The sequence below is a fragment of the Gandjariella thermophila genome (assembly GCF_005405885.1).
GTDB lineage: Bacteria > Actinomycetota > Actinomycetes > Mycobacteriales > Pseudonocardiaceae > Gandjariella > Gandjariella thermophila.
In genome coordinates this window covers 41,193-54,656 of sequence record NZ_BJFL01000001.1, presented here as the reverse complement: position 1 = coordinate 54,656, position 13,464 = coordinate 41,193, and the positions used below count along the sequence as shown (strand labels likewise).

At 71.8% G+C, this 13,464-nt stretch carries 14 protein-coding genes; 5 read left to right on the top strand and 9 right to left on the bottom strand.

The features are described 5' to 3' along the window. The first annotated feature begins 62 nt into the window (after window positions 1–62). Together FFT21_RS00265 and FFT21_RS00260 are read left to right on the top strand one after the other, a co-directional pair. On the top strand, window positions 63–1,319 hold the full coding sequence (locus FFT21_RS00265; protein ID WP_225977991.1) for an NsdA family TPR-like regulatory protein: 1,257 nt from the start codon (window positions 63–65) through the stop codon (window positions 1,317–1,319). Beyond that, a complete protein-coding gene (locus tag FFT21_RS00260) occupies window positions 1,316–1,795 on the top strand; it encodes a hypothetical protein (protein ID WP_137811654.1) in 480 nt (159 codons plus the stop codon). Before FFT21_RS00265 ends, FFT21_RS00260 begins: the two co-directional genes overlap by 4 nt. 52 nt (window positions 1,796–1,847) lie before the next feature. Here FFT21_RS00260 and FFT21_RS00255 read toward each other — a convergent pair whose 3' ends face one another. Together FFT21_RS00255 and FFT21_RS00250 are read right to left on the bottom strand one after the other, a co-directional pair. Further along, window positions 1,848–2,831, bottom strand: a complete 984-nt coding sequence (locus tag FFT21_RS00255; protein ID WP_137811653.1) for an adenylate/guanylate cyclase domain-containing protein — start codon at window positions 2,829–2,831, stop codon at window positions 1,848–1,850. After that, complete coding sequence (locus FFT21_RS00250; RefSeq protein ID WP_137811652.1) at window positions 2,803–3,258, bottom strand: universal stress protein; 456 nt, start codon at window positions 3,256–3,258, stop codon at window positions 2,803–2,805. Before FFT21_RS00250 ends, FFT21_RS00255 begins: the two co-directional genes overlap by 29 nt. Before the next feature lie 391 nt (window positions 3,259–3,649). Here FFT21_RS00250 and FFT21_RS00245 point away from each other — a divergent pair, with 391 nt between their 5' ends. After that, window positions 3,650–3,913: a GlsB/YeaQ/YmgE family stress response membrane protein gene (locus FFT21_RS00245; protein WP_137811651.1), complete on the top strand. Its 264-nt coding sequence runs from the start codon at window positions 3,650–3,652 to the stop codon at window positions 3,911–3,913. A gap of 212 nt (window positions 3,914–4,125) precedes the next feature. Here FFT21_RS00245 and FFT21_RS28685 read toward each other — a convergent pair whose 3' ends face one another. The 5 genes from FFT21_RS28685 to FFT21_RS00225 all read right to left on the bottom strand — a co-directional run bounded on the left by FFT21_RS28685 (window position 4,126) and on the right by FFT21_RS00225 (window position 9,772). After that, window positions 4,126–4,296, bottom strand: a complete 171-nt coding sequence (locus FFT21_RS28685) for a hypothetical protein (protein ID WP_153816520.1) — start codon at window positions 4,294–4,296, stop codon at window positions 4,126–4,128. Window positions 4,297–4,432: 136 nt separating this feature from the next. Next, entirely contained in the window at window positions 4,433–6,511 is a 2,079-nt protein-coding gene (locus tag FFT21_RS00240; protein ID WP_137811650.1) for a xanthine dehydrogenase family protein molybdopterin-binding subunit, read from the bottom strand. Beyond that, window positions 6,508–7,500, bottom strand: coding sequence for an FAD binding domain-containing protein (locus FFT21_RS00235; protein ID WP_137811649.1), 993 nt, complete (start codon window positions 7,498–7,500; stop codon window positions 6,508–6,510). Before FFT21_RS00235 ends, FFT21_RS00240 begins: the two co-directional genes overlap by 4 nt. A 61-nt stretch (window positions 7,501–7,561) precedes the next feature. Next, window positions 7,562–8,065 (bottom strand): 2Fe-2S iron-sulfur cluster-binding protein, encoded by a 504-nt coding sequence (locus FFT21_RS00230; RefSeq protein WP_137811648.1) that lies wholly within the window; start codon window positions 8,063–8,065, stop codon window positions 7,562–7,564. Window positions 8,066–8,185: 120 nt separating this feature from the next. Then, entirely contained in the window at window positions 8,186–9,772 is a 1,587-nt protein-coding gene (locus FFT21_RS00225) for a Na+/H+ antiporter (protein WP_137811647.1), read from the bottom strand. A gap of 142 nt (window positions 9,773–9,914) precedes the next feature. Between FFT21_RS00225 and FFT21_RS00220 the strand changes: the two genes are divergently transcribed. Continuing rightward, window positions 9,915–10,310 carry a phage holin family protein gene (locus FFT21_RS00220; protein ID WP_137811646.1) on the top strand — a complete coding sequence of 132 codons (396 nt, stop codon included), beginning with the start codon at window positions 9,915–9,917 and terminating at the stop codon, window positions 10,308–10,310. 43 nt (window positions 10,311–10,353) lie between these two features. Then, on the top strand, window positions 10,354–10,785 hold the full coding sequence (locus tag FFT21_RS00215; protein WP_371856677.1) for a hypothetical protein: 432 nt from the start codon (window positions 10,354–10,356) through the stop codon (window positions 10,783–10,785). 120 nt (window positions 10,786–10,905) lie between these two features. Here the strand turns inward: FFT21_RS00215 and FFT21_RS00210 are convergent, their stop codons facing one another. Continuing rightward, window positions 10,906–11,850, bottom strand: coding sequence for a TIM barrel protein (locus tag FFT21_RS00210; RefSeq protein ID WP_137811645.1), 945 nt, complete (start codon window positions 11,848–11,850; stop codon window positions 10,906–10,908). Between the two features lie 11 nt (window positions 11,851–11,861). Continuing rightward, window positions 11,862–13,358, bottom strand: coding sequence for a CoA-acylating methylmalonate-semialdehyde dehydrogenase (locus FFT21_RS00205; protein ID WP_137811644.1), 1,497 nt, complete (start codon window positions 13,356–13,358; stop codon window positions 11,862–11,864). Window positions 13,359–13,464 lie beyond the last annotated feature (106 nt).

The window sequence follows — 13,464 nt, the reverse complement described above, 5'->3', positions numbered from 1 at the left end:
GCTCTGTCTCGCTCCGTGTGAACGCGGACACACTCGGCTTGAGATCAACTAAGGGAGTACGGGTGTCAGAACCCAATGACCTGCTGCGATTCGCCCGCGAGCGCGCCCCATCGCCTACCTCGCCAGGCGAACCGCTGACTCGGCAAGAACTCGCGGACCTGGTGAACGCCCACATCTACCGCGTCACGGGCAGAGTGACCGCGGTCGACGCGAACCACGTGGGCAAGTGGGAGCGTGGTGTTATTCGTTGGCCCGCCGCCCACTATCGGGCAGCGCTCCGCGCGGTGCTGGATGCGCCGAGCGATGCCGATCTCGGTTTCACCAACCCTCGACGGGCTAACTTGGACAGGGTGAATCGCAAGACCTTCCTCAAGAGCGCGTTCGGCGTGGGCGCCGGCGCGTTCGTGTTACGTCCGGGCGAGGCGCACGCCCTACCAGCGGGCGACACCCGGTCCGCGATCGGAGGGCCCACGGCTTGCTACCGCCGGATGGAGTCGACCGTGTCGTCCGAGTATCTCGGCCCCGCCGTGGCGGCTCACCTGCGTCTGTCTTACGCCCTCGTCGCCGAGCAAGCGCGCACACCCAGCGGTTTCGGCCTACTCGCGGAGATCGCGGGGCTTGCCGCATGGCTGTCCGCCGACCGCGGCGACTCGGCTACCGCACGCCGCCGCTACGCCGAAGCCATCGGCTACGCGCAACAGGCCGCCCATCCACTGCTCGCCGGGTACATGACGGCCAGCCTCGGCCAATTCGCGGTGGACGGCGGTTATCCCCGTCAAGGGCTCCGGCTGCTGGATCGTGCCGTCACTCAACTCGGCGCCTCCGCTCCCGACTCTGCACACGCGTGGCTGGCTTCGCTGCGTGCGGTCGCACATGCAGCGCTCGGCGAGCGTCTGCCCAGCATCGCCGCGCTCAAGGATGCCGAACGGCTGACCGGCCGGGCTCGGGGAGAACCCGTGTGGCCATGGGTTTTCAGCTTCGACTCGGCCAAGGCTGCTCGTTACCAGGCTGCTGCGCTTGGTCGGCTCGGCGATGTGCGCGCCGCGCGTGCGGCCTACCAGGCTGCGTCGCCCGCGCTGACGGCGCCCAAGCCTCGGGCTCTGGCACAGGTGGAACATGCGCACGTCCTGGCCGGCGACGGTCACGTGGCCGAGGCGTGCGCGCTTGCGGCAGAAGCGCTTGCTACCGGGCAGGCGTACGGCAGTGAACGCGTCGCCATGCGGGTTCGTAATTTCCGCGCCACATTGCCGTTCCGGACGGCAGAGGCCCGCGAACTCGACGCGGCTCTCCAAGCCATATATGACACGGGTGCCCCATGACCACGGTGGCGGTCACGGGGCATCGGGGGCTGTCGGAGGCGACCGAGCGGCTGGTGGCGGAGGCGCTGCGCGCGGAGATCGACCGGCGGGCCGGGGCGGACCTGGTCGGCGTGTCCTGCCTGGCCGACGGGGCCGACACACTGTTCGCCGAGGCGGTGCTGGCGGCGGGCGGGTCGCTGGTGGTCGTGGTTCCCGCCGAGCGGTACCGGGACGGGCTGCCGGCGTCGCACCACGCCACATACGACGCGCTGCTGTCCCGGGCGGCCGAGGTGGTCCGCCTGCACCACGTGAAGTCGGTGGCCGAGGCGCACATGAATGCCAGCCTGCGCATGCTGGACCGGGCGGACGAGTTGCTCGCCGTGTGGGACGGCCTGCCGGCGCGAGGTTTCGGCGGCACCGCGGACGTGGTGGCCGCGGCCAGGGAGCGCGGCGTGCCGGTCACCGTGGTGTGGCCGGACGGCGCTCACCGGGACTGACCACAGTAGACGGTCCACGGGTGGCCGACCGCTGGAGGGTTTTCGGGGACGGTCAGCGGGCGCGGCGCAGCACCCAGGCGTGCAGCCCGCGGAATCCCTGCACCCGGGTGGGGCCGATGGGTTGCAGCGCGTACCGGGGATCGCCGCGCAGCGCGGTGGCCAACTCGCGGTCCACCAGCACGGAGGCCGGCCGAGCCAGGGAGGTCAGCCGGCTCGCGATGTTCACCGTCGACCCGTAGACGTCGCCGAAGCGGGCCAGCACGGTGCCCTGGGCGAGGCCGATCCGCAGCGGCGGTACCTCGGCGGCCTTGTCGATCGCCTCGTTGAGCGCCAGCCCGATCTCCGCGCCGGCCGCCGCGGTGTCCGCGACGAACAGCACCTCGTCGCCGACGGTCTTGACGATCCGCCCATGGTTCTCCGCGACCACGCCGGTGGCCAGGTCCTCGAACTCGTCGATCAGCCCGGCCAGCTCGGCTTCGGTGAAGTCCCGGATCAGGCGGGTGTAGCCGACGATGTCGGCGAACCCGATGACCTGGGTGCGCGCCACCGGACCGGAGCCGGCGCCGTCGAGTTCCCGGATCGCGGTGGCCGCGAGGTGGCGGCGCCAGACGTAGCTCTGCAGCTCCTCCATCACCGGCAGGACCGCCTTGGCGAACTCCACGGTGGTCGGCATGTCCTCGGCGAACGCCTCGCCGAGCACAGCCTTGAAGATGCCCACCTCCCACTCGGCCAGCCGGGACATGGTCTGCGCCAGAGAGCGGGCCACCGCCGTTTCGATCTCCGGCGGGATGACCTGGGCGGCGACCAGTTGCACCATCAGCCGCAGCGCGGCGACATCGGCGTCGGTGAACACCACGTCGTCGTCGCCGACGTGCGCGAATCCCATCGCCTGCCAGAGGCGCTCCGCGCGGCCCACGTCGACGCCGGCGGCCGCGGCCACGTCCGCCTTGCGGTACTTCGGTTCGCCGCCGAGCAGGGTGTCTTCGATCGGCAGGTCCGGTCGCGTGCTATCGGGTCGTTCGTACGACGAGTACATCGCAGTCCGCCCGGCGCGCCACCTCGGACGGAACCGAGCCCAGAATCCTTCCCTTCAGCGTGTTCAGCCCCCTGCTACCCACGACCAGCAGGTCGGCCGAGCGGTTCTCGGCCTCGTCGAGCAGCGAGCTGACCGGGGCGCCGAGCACCGCGACCGTCTCGATCTCGCTGGTCAGGCCGGCCGCGCGGGCGCGGTCGGTGGCCTCCCGGAGGGTGTCCTCGGCCGGGGCGGACCCGATCACCTGGAACGCCTCCTCGCGCAGTTCGTCCTGCGCCCGCTGCTCCTCCTCCTCACTCGTCGGATAGTAGGCACAGACGATGACGAGGTCCGCGGAGGAGTCCCTGGCGACCTCGGCGGCGCGCTCCACGGCGCGCAGCGATGGCTTGGAACCGTCCGTTCCGACGAGGACCTTGCGGTAGCTTGACATCGACTCTCACTCTCCGGCGACGACCGCCGCTTCCGGTGGGGACGTCAACACCAACGACCGCGGGCGGCGGCCGTCACGGTCGCCGGCGCCCGCCGGGCGTGTTGCCCGCCACGCGTACCGGGAACCGTGCCCGGGCCGTGCCCGGGCCCACCGCCGCCGCCCGCCCACATTTTCTTCGTCGAAGCACGCGTCCTGGTCGGTTTCGCAAACCGTTCCAGACGCCGCCGACCGTTCACCGCCGGGACATACCCGCGCTGATTCCCGCCGCCAGGTTGCCAGGTAATCCCGCCGTCGATCGGCGGGAAGGCATGGCGGCTCGCTCAATGGGGTAGTACGACGGCAGCGCCACGCATCGACACGACAGGGCGCGGGAGCCGAAAGGAGCATCACAATGGGCATTCTGAGTTGGATTCTCTTCGGCTTGATCGCCGGAGCGATCGCGAAGTTCATCATGCCGGGCCGAGATCCGGGCGGAGTCATCGTCACGATCCTGATCGGGATCGCCGGTGGTCTGCTCGGCGGCTGGCTGGGCAGCTCCGTCTTCGGCAGCACCGGCGTCACCGGGTTCAACGGGATGAGCTTCCTGTGGGCGGTGATCGGTTCGCTGGTCCTGCTGCTCATCTACCGCCTGGTCGGTCACCGCGTCCGGGCATGAGATGACCAGGTAGGTCATCCAGACCCGTGAGGCCCGGCTCGGCGGACAAGCCGAGCCGGGCCTCACGGGTCCGCTCCTGTTCTGCCCGGTGGTGCCCCGCGCGGGTCGCGGAAACGGACGCGGCCGGTGGGTTCCGGTCCGAGAACCGGGCCCACCGGCCGCGTCGTGTCGGGACTGTGCGTGCCTTGCTCTTCTTCGGTGGCCGGCACCGGTCAACCGCGTGCCGGCACGGGTAGCCGGGCGAGGCGGCGGCGCATTCCGCCGCCGAGGGTGGACCTGCCGACCAGCCAGCCACCCAGGCTGACGGCCCACCGGAACTTCCTCATCCGGCCGAGCAGGTATCCGCCGACGACCGCGGCGCCGACCCTGACCAGCACGTTCATCCCGTTGCCTCCTTTCCGGCCCCGGCGGGAAGCCGCCGCGCGGAAATGCGGAGCTCAGGGACGCAGCAGCACCTTCACGGCGCCGTCCCGCTTCTTCTGGAAGATGTCGTAGCCGTGCGGCGCCTTATCCATCGGTTCAGCGGAGGAACTTCTCCGGGGTCAGCGGCAGGTCCCGGACCCGGACGCCGGTGGCGTGGTAGGCGGCGTTGGCGACGGCCGCGGCCGCGCCCACGATGCCGATCTCCCCGATCCCCTTCGAACCCATCGGGTTGACGTGCGGGTCCTCCTCCTCGATCCAGATCGCGTCGATCGAGCGGACATCCGCGTTGGACGCGATGTGGTAGCCGGCGAAGTCGTGGTTGGCCACCTGCCCGAACCGGACGTCCATCACGCTGTCCTCGTGCAGCGCCATGGACAGTCCCATGGTCATCCCGCCGATGAACTGCGAGCGCGCGGTGCGCGGGTTGATGATCCGGCCGGCGGCGAACACGCCGAGCATCCGCGGCACCCGGACCTCGCCGGTGTCGGCGTGCACCCGCACCGCGGCGAACTGGGCGCCGTAGGCGTGCATGGCGAACCGTTCGAGGTCCGGGTTGTCCGGGGTGGCGCCGCCGGCCTCGTCGCCCTCCTCGGGGTCGGGGAACTTCTCCCGGAAGGTGCGTGCCGCGTCCACGATCGCCGAACCCCAGGAGGTGGTGCCGGACGAGCCGCCGGCGACCGAGCCGGGCGGCAGCGCCGAGTCGCCGATCCGCAGGTCGACGGCGTCCGGCGGGACGTCCAAGGCGTCCGCAGCGATCTGGGCGAGCGACGTCCAGGCGCCGGTGCCGATGTCCACCGCGTCGATCTGCACCCGGTACCGCCCGCCGGCCAGCCGGCGCACCGTGGCCGCCGAGCCGGGCAGGCGGAACACCGGGAAGGTGGATGCGGCCACACCGGTGCCAAGTAGCCAACCGTCCTCCCGGCGCACCCCGGGCGTCGGGTCGCGCCGCCGCCAACCGAACCGGTCGGCGCCCTCGCGCAGGCAGCGGATGAGGTTGCGGCTGGAAAACGGCAGACCGGTCTCCGGATCGATCTCCGGTTCGTTGCGCACCCGGAACTCGATCGGGTCGAGGCCGCAGGCGATGGCCATCTCGTCCATGGCGCACTCGAGCGCGAACATGCCGGGGCATTCGCCCGGCGCGCGCATCCAGGTCGGGGCCGGCACGTCCAGCGCGGCGAGCCGGTGCGTGGTGCGGCGGTTCGGCGCGGCGTACATGCTCCGGGTGGCCACCGCGGTCTGCTCGGCGAACTCCTTCAGCCGCGCGGTCTGCTCCACCACGTCGTGCGCGATCGCGGTGAGCCGGCCGTCCGCGCCGGCGCCCAACCTGATCCGCTGGATGGTCGGGGTGCGGTAGCCGACCAGGGAGAACATCTGCTGGCGGGTGAGCGCGAAGGACACCGGCCGGCCGGGCACCGCCCGCGCACCCATGGCGGCGAGCACGGTGTTGGCGTGGATCGTCTTCGACCCGAACCCGCCGCCGACGTACGGGGCGATCACCCGGACCTGGTCGGTGGCCAGCCCGAACAGCCGCGCGATCGTGTCCCGCACGCCGTGCGGCCACTGGGTGGACTCGTACAGGGTGAGCGTGTCCCGTGCCCACAGCGCCACGGTGGCGTGCGGCTCCATCGGGTTGTTGTGCTCCATCGGCGTGGTGTACGTGCGGTCCACGGTGACCGCGGCCGCCGCGAGCGCGCCATCCGGGTCGCCCTCGGTGGTGTCCGTGGGGTAGGTCGGGTTGACCACCTCGGGCGCGTACAGCCCGGCGGAGTCGGCGCGCAGTTCCACGTCGTGCGGCAGCTCGGCGTAGCTGACCCGGACCAGGTCGGCGGCCTGCCGCGCGATCTCGGTGGTCTCCGCGACGGCGGCGGCGATGATCTGGCCGCGGTAGGCGACCTCGTCGGAGGCGAGCACGGCCAGTTCCGGATCATCGCCGGGGGCCAGCCGGGGCGCGTTGCCGGGGGTGAGCACGGCGAGCACCCCGTCGAGGGCCTCCGCGGCGGTGGTGTCCATACCGGTGATCCGGCCCCTGGCGACGGTGGCCTGCACCGGGTGCAGGTGGGCGGTGTCCGCGGCGAGGTGCTCGGCCGCGTACGGCGCGGTGCCGGTGACCTTGGCGTGGCCCTCGAGGCGTTCCAGCGGCGCGCCGATCGACTTCGGCTCGATCAGGCCGGTCATGGTTCCTCCCGCCGGGTCAGCTCGCGCAGCGTGGCGACGATGGTGTTGCGCGCCATCGGCACCTTGAACGCGTTGTCCCGCAGCGGCCTCGCGCCGGCCAGTTCGGCTTCCGCGGCGGCGCGGAAGGCGTCGTCGGTGGCCGGTGCGCCGCGCAGCGCCTCCTCGGCGCGCCGGGCCCGCCAGGGCTTGTGTGCGACACCGCCGAGGGCGACGCGGACGTCGCGTACGGTGCCGCGTTCCACGTCCACCGCGGCGGCGACGGAGACCAGCGCGAACGCGTACGACGCGCGGTCACGCACCTTGCGGTAGGTGGAGCGGGTGGCCATCGGCAGCGCGGGCAGGTCCACCGCGGTGATCAGCTCGCCGTGTTCCAGCACGGTATCGTGCTGCGGGGCGTCGTCGGGCAGCCGGTACAGGTCGATGATCGGGATGCTCCGGGCGCCCTTGACGCCCTCCACCTGCACCACCGCGCCCAGCGCGGTCAGCGCCACGGCCAGGTCGGAGGGGTGCACCGCGACGCAGTGCCGGGAGGCGCCGAGGATCGCGTGGTCGCGGTGATATCCCTCCAGCGCCGAGCAGCCCGATCCGGGCCGGCGCTTGTTGCACGGGGTGGTGACGTCCTGGAAGTACGGGCACCGGGTGCGCTGCATCAGGTTCCCAGCGGTGGTGGCCACGTTGCGCAGTTGCCCAGAGGCGCCGGAGAGCAGCGCGGCGGAGACCATCGGGTAGCGCTGCCGGATCACCGGATCCACGGCGAGGTCGCTATTGCGCACCGTGGCGCCGATCCGCACCCCACCCCCGGCCAGCGGTTCGATCATGTCGAACGGCAGGTGGCTGACGTCGACCAGCAGGTCGGGGGCGGCCACGCCCAGCTTGAGATGGTCGACCAGGTTCGTGCCCGCCCCGAGGAACGCCGCACCGGGACGCGCGGTCACGGTGGCGACCGCGCTGCGCGTGTCCTCGGCGCGCTGGTAGTCGAACGGGATCACCGGGTGCCCCTCCGTTCCACGGGTTCGGTCGGGACCGCCGTCGCGCCGTCCGGCAGGCGGATCAGCGGACCGCCTCCCGGATCGCGGCGACGATGTTGGCGTAGGCGCCGCAGCGGCACAGGTTGCCGCTCATCCGCTCGGCGATCTCCTCGTCGGTGAGTTCCACGGCACCGGAGAGGTCGGCGGTGACATGGCTGGGCCAACCGGCCTCCGCCTCGGCGAGCATGCCGACCGCCGAGCAGACCTGTCCGGGCGTGCAGTACCCGCACTGCAGGCCGTCGTGGTCGAGAAGGGCCTGCTGGATCGGGTGCAGCCGCTCGCCGTCGGCCAGGCCCGCCGCGGTGACGATCTCCGCGCCGTCGTGCGCGACGGCGAGGGCGAGGCAGGTGGTGGCCCGGCGGCCGTCCAGCAGCACCGTGCACGCGCCGCACTGCCCGTGGTCGCACCCCTTCTTCGGGCTGGTGATGCCCAGCCGCTCGCGCATCGCGTCCAGCAGCGTGGTGCGGGTGTCCACGACCAGCCGGTGCGGCTCGCCGTCCACGCGGAGACCGATCTCCACGTCCATGATCCGCCACCTCCCCGCGTGCCGGGCGTCACCTCACCCTTGCCCAGCCACGCCGGGACCACCCAGGGCCTTTCGGCCCACCGCGGTGTCGGCGTCCGGCCCGACGGCCGGGGGTGGCTGTCAGATCTCCAGGCGGGACTCCTCCAGGTCGAACTCGCGAATGATCCGGTTCATCACCTCGTTGGAGATCTCGCCCTCGTTGCGCAGGCGGATCAGTTCCTGACGCTGGGTGTGCAGCACGGTGCGGACCATGCGCTGGTACGCCAGCGACCGTTCCTCGTAGCCGTCATCCTCGATCTTGCCGGCCCGGGCGGCCAGGCGCCGCTTGCGGTACTCGTACATGCCACGCATGCGTTCCACGGTCTCGTCCCGGGTCCATTCGAGCTGCGCGAGCGCGTCGATCTCCAGCAGTGCCGCCCTGGTGGCGGCGAGCCGGGCGCGCAGTTCCTCCTCCGCCACCTCTCCCCCGTCGTCGCCGAGCCGCAACCGCCGGATCAGCGCCGGCAGCGAAAGGCCCTGCAGCACGAGCGTGGCGAAGATGACGGCGAATGTGAGAAAGATGATCAGGTCCCGCCCCGGGAATGCCGCGCCCCCAACGGTGGCCAGCGGCAGCGCCAGCGCCGCGGCCAGCGACACCGCGCCCCGCATGCCGCTCCACGCGAGCACCAGCCGCGGGCGCGCACCCACCCGGCGAGCGCGCTGGCTTTCTCGGCGGTCCAGCGCACGGATCAGGTAGGGCATGGTGAACAGCCACACCAGCCGAGCCAGGACGACCACGGCGCTGACGGCGAGCGCGTAACCGGCGAGCGACGCGACGGACCACCCGTGCAGCCCACTGACCACGGTGCGCAGTTGCAGTCCGACCAGGACGAACAGGATCGCGTTGAGCAGGTAGTTGAGGATGTCCCAGACCATCAGGCCCTCCAGCCGCACGCGCGGCGGGATGATGGCGGGACCGCGGATGCCCATGTAGATGCCGGTGGTGACGGCGGCGAGCACCCCGGAAGCGCCGATCGCGTTGGCCGGGATGAACGCGGCGTACCCGCTGAGCAGCGAGATGGTGACGCTCACCTGCGGGTCGGCGGTGTGTTGCCGGATGAGCGCGACGGCCCAGCCGACCGCGATGCCGATCGCGACGCCGCCGGCCGCACCGCCGACGAACCGCAGACTGGCGTCGCCCAGGGAGAAGCCGCCACCGGCCACCGCGGCCAGCGCGACCTTGTAGGTGACCAGGGCGGTGGCGTCGTTGAACAGCCCCTCCCCTTCCACGGAGCTGATCAGCCGGCGGGGCAGCCCGAGCCGCCGCATGATCAGGGCCGCGGCCAGCGGGTCGGTGGGTGAGACGATCGCGCCGAGCGCCACCGCCGCAGCCCAGGGCAGCGCGGGCACAAGGGCGTGCGCGACCGCGGCGACCGCGGCCGTGGTGGCCAGCACCAGGCCCACCGAACTGAGGGTCAGCGAGCGGAGGTTCCGCCGCAGGTCACCGAAGTTGGCGAAGAACGCCGCCCCGTACAGCAGCGGTGGCAGGAAGACCACCAGGACGACGTCCGGGTTGAGCGCGACCGTGGGAATCCCGGGGACGAACCCGATCAGCGCGCCGCCGATCACCAGGACAATGGGATAGGGAACGGACACCGCCCGGGCCAGCGCGCTGAAGCCGGCCACCGCGACCAGCAACCCGGCGATAAGGATCTCGGCCTGACCCATCACGGCCGCCTAACGTCGGGAGACACCCGCGCCTCGTCACGCTTCGTTCAGGTCGCCGAGTGTAGCCGGAGCGGCGGCCGCGGACCCGGCGAACGCGGTGGTGTGCGGCGGCCGGTGGTCCGGCCGTGGGATGATCGGGGCGATGCGACTCCTGGTGCACCTCCTGATCACCGCGGCGGCGCTGTGGGTGACCACCGCGCTACCCGGCATCGAACTCGGGGGCGGTTCGCAAGCCGCGCGCATCGGCACGCTGCTCGTGGTCGCGCTGCTGTTCGGCGTGGTCAACGCGGTGGTCAAGCCGGTGGTGAAGGTGCTGGGCTGCGCGGTGTACCTGCTCACCCTCGGCCTGATCGGCCTGGTGGTGAACGCGCTGCTGTTCCTGCTCACCGCGTGGCTCGCCGGCAAGCTGCAGTTGCCCTTCCACGTGTCCGGGTTCTGGCCCGCCTTCTGGGGCGCGATCATCGTGTCCGTGGTGAGTTTCGTGCTGCACCTGGCCCTCGGCCGGTTCGAACGCCCGGTGCGGGAGGAGTCCGAATGATCACGGCGGGTTGCGGGCGCGCGCGCAGGCGGAGGGTCCAGCCGTGAACCACGCGCTGGCCACCGCCGCCGGGGCGATCGCGTTCCTCTGGCTCGGGATGGTGCTGGCCATCTCGTTCGTCGAGGCCCCGCTGAAGTTCCGCGCGCCAGGGGTGACCATCCCGCTCGGCCTGGGTATCGGGCGGATCGTGTTCCGCGCGCTGAACCGGATCGAGGCCATGCTCGCCGTGGCGGTGGTCGGCGTGCTGGCCGCCGCGCACCCGGCGGTGGGCGTGCTGTGCGCGACCGCCGTGGTCGTCGTGGTGCTCGCCGGGCAGCTCGCGGTGATCCGCCCCCGGCTGAACCGCCGCTCCGACCGCGTGCTCGCCGAGGGTGACACCGGCCAGCGCTCCTCCGACCACCTGGTCTACGTGGCCACTGAGCTGGTCAAGGTGGCCGGCCTGCTCGCGCTGGGGGTGCTGGCCCTGACCGGCTGACCGGGCCGCCGCCGCGCCTGGTCGACACCGCGTCGCCGTCCCGTCGCGGCGCGTCGGCGTCATCGAAACGGCCGTTCACCGGCTATTGACAAGCCCTGTGACCGCCGCCATAGTGGCAAATCACTTTCGCGCGCTAGTAGCGCGCTCTAGGTGACGCAGCGCCACGGCGGGCGGGTCGGGCAGTCGCACGGTGCCCAGCTCGCCGACGGTTTCGCACTGGATGTCGTAGCCGTACTGGCAGTTGACGAACACCTCGACGTCCACCCGCACGCCCTCGGCCGGGTTGGGCACGCCGGCCGGCGGCTCAACGCACACGCCCCGCCGGACCGCCTCGCCGAAGGACAGGTTCTCCGCGGCGACCTGGGCCAGCACGTCCGGGTCCATCTGCTTGATGTGCACGTAGTCGATGCGCTCGCCGTACCGGCGGATCAGGTCGAGGGTGTCGCCCCCGCCGTAGGCCACGTGCCCGGTGTCCAGGCAGAGGTTGGCGTACCGGGCGTCGGTGGAGTCGAGGAACCGCTCGATCTCCGCCTGGGTCTGGACGTGGCTGTCCGCGTGCGGGTGCAGGCACAGCCGCACGTCGTACTCCTCCAGCAGGATCCGGCCCAGCTCGTCGGCCGCGGTGCCGAGTGCGGCCCACTGCGCCGCGGTCAGTATGGGCTCCTCGGTGAACCCGCCCGTCTTCTCGTCCCGGTACATGGTCGGGATGAACACCAGGTGGTGTGCGCCCGCGGCGGCGGTCAGCTCGGCCACCCTGCGGGTGTGCGCGAGCATCTCGTCCCACTCGTGCGGGCGGTGCAGCGCGCCGAACGTGGTGCCGCCGGAGACCCGCAGCCCTCGGGAGCCGACCTCGTCCGCCAGCCGCCGAGGGTCGGTGGGCAGGTAGCCGTACGGGCCGAGCTCGAGCCACCGGTAGCCGGCCTGCACCAGCTCGTCCAGGAACCGGGTGAACGGCACCTGGTGCTCGTCGGAGGGAAACCACACGCCCCAGGAGTCCGGTGCGGAGCCGAGGCAGAGGTTGCCGGCGACGGTCCGGGGCAGGATGCGGTCGGACGCCGTTGTCATGGAACTCCCATCTAGTGGGACGTTGGGAAGTGGAAGGCGGCCTCGACGGACCGGTTGACGTGCGGCCAGCGGGAGGTGACCACCTTGGCGCGGGTGTAGAAGCGCACGCCCTCCGGGCCGTGGATGGGGCTGTCGCCGATCAGCGAGTCCTTCCAGCCACCGAAGGAGTAGAACGACATCGGCACCGGGATCGGCACGTTGACGCCGATCATGCCGACCTTGACCTCGCGCTGGAACCGGCGCGCGGCCGCCCCGCTGGAGGTGAAGATCGCGGTGCCGTTGCCGTACGGGTTGGCGTTGATGATGTTGATCGCCTCGTCCACGGTGTCCGCGCGCACCACGGACAGCACCGGCCCGAAGATCTCCTCCCGGTAGGCGTCCATGGCCGGGGTGACGTGGTCGAGCACGGACGGGCCGACGAAGAAGCCGCTCTCGTGGCCGGGCACGGTGTGGCCGCGGCCGTCCACCACCACGGTCGCGCCCTGCTCGGCGCCCCGCGCGACGGCGTTCTCCACCCGCTGCCGCGCGGCCTGGGTGACCAGCGGTCCCATCTCGCTGCTCGGGTCGTCGCCGGGGCCGATCCTGACCTCCCGGGCCTTGCGAGCCAGCACGTCCACCAGGGCGTCGCCGGCCTCGCCGACCGCGACGCCGACCGAGACGGCCATGCAGCGCTGGCCGGCGGAGCCGAACGCGGCGGCGGTGAGGTGGTTGGCGGCGAACTCCAGGTCGGCGTCGGGCAGCACCACCGCGTGGTTCTTCGCGCCGCCGAGGGCCTGCACCCGCTTGCCGGCGGCGGTGGCGCGCTCGTGCACGTACTTGGCGATCGGGGTGGAGCCGACGAAGGACACCGCGGCGACGTCCGGGTGGTCCAGGATGGCGTCCACCGCCACCTTGTCGCCGTGCACCACGTTGAACACCCCGTCCGGCAGCCCGGCCTCGGCGTACAGCTCGGCGATGCGGTTGGACGCGGACGGGTCGCGCTCGCTGGGCTTGAGCACGAAGGTGTTGCCGGCGGCGATGGCGATGGGATGCATCCACAGCGGCACCATGATCGGGAAGTTGAACGGGCTGATCCCCGCGCACACGCCCAGCGGTTGCCGGAAGGAGTGCACGTCCACGTCCCGGGAGACCTGGTCGGAGAAGCTGCCCTTGAGCACCTCGGCGATCCCGCAGGCGTACTCGACGACCTCCCGGCCGCGGACGATCTCGCCGCGCGCGTCGTCGACCACCTTGCCGTGCTCGGCGGAGACCAGCCGGGCCAGCTCGTCCTCGTGACGCATCAGTAGCTCGCGGAACGCGAACATGACACGCATGCGCTGGGTGAGCGAGGAGTTCGACCACGACTCGAACGCCTTGGCCGCCGCGGCCACCGCGTTGTCCACATCGGAGGGTTCGGCGAGCAGCACCTCGGCCTGCTGCTGTCCGGTGGCCGGGTTCCACACCGGCCCGGTGCGGGTGGAGCCGGCCGACGTGGCGGCCCCGTTGATCCAATGCTCGATGGTCCTCACGGCGAACTCCTGGTTGTCTCGTGCTTTCGGGCATGTGCCACCGGCGCGACGCCGGGGCCTCGCGTTGTCGGATGTTCGGCTGTGCCGCGTCGCGCCGGCGCGGCCG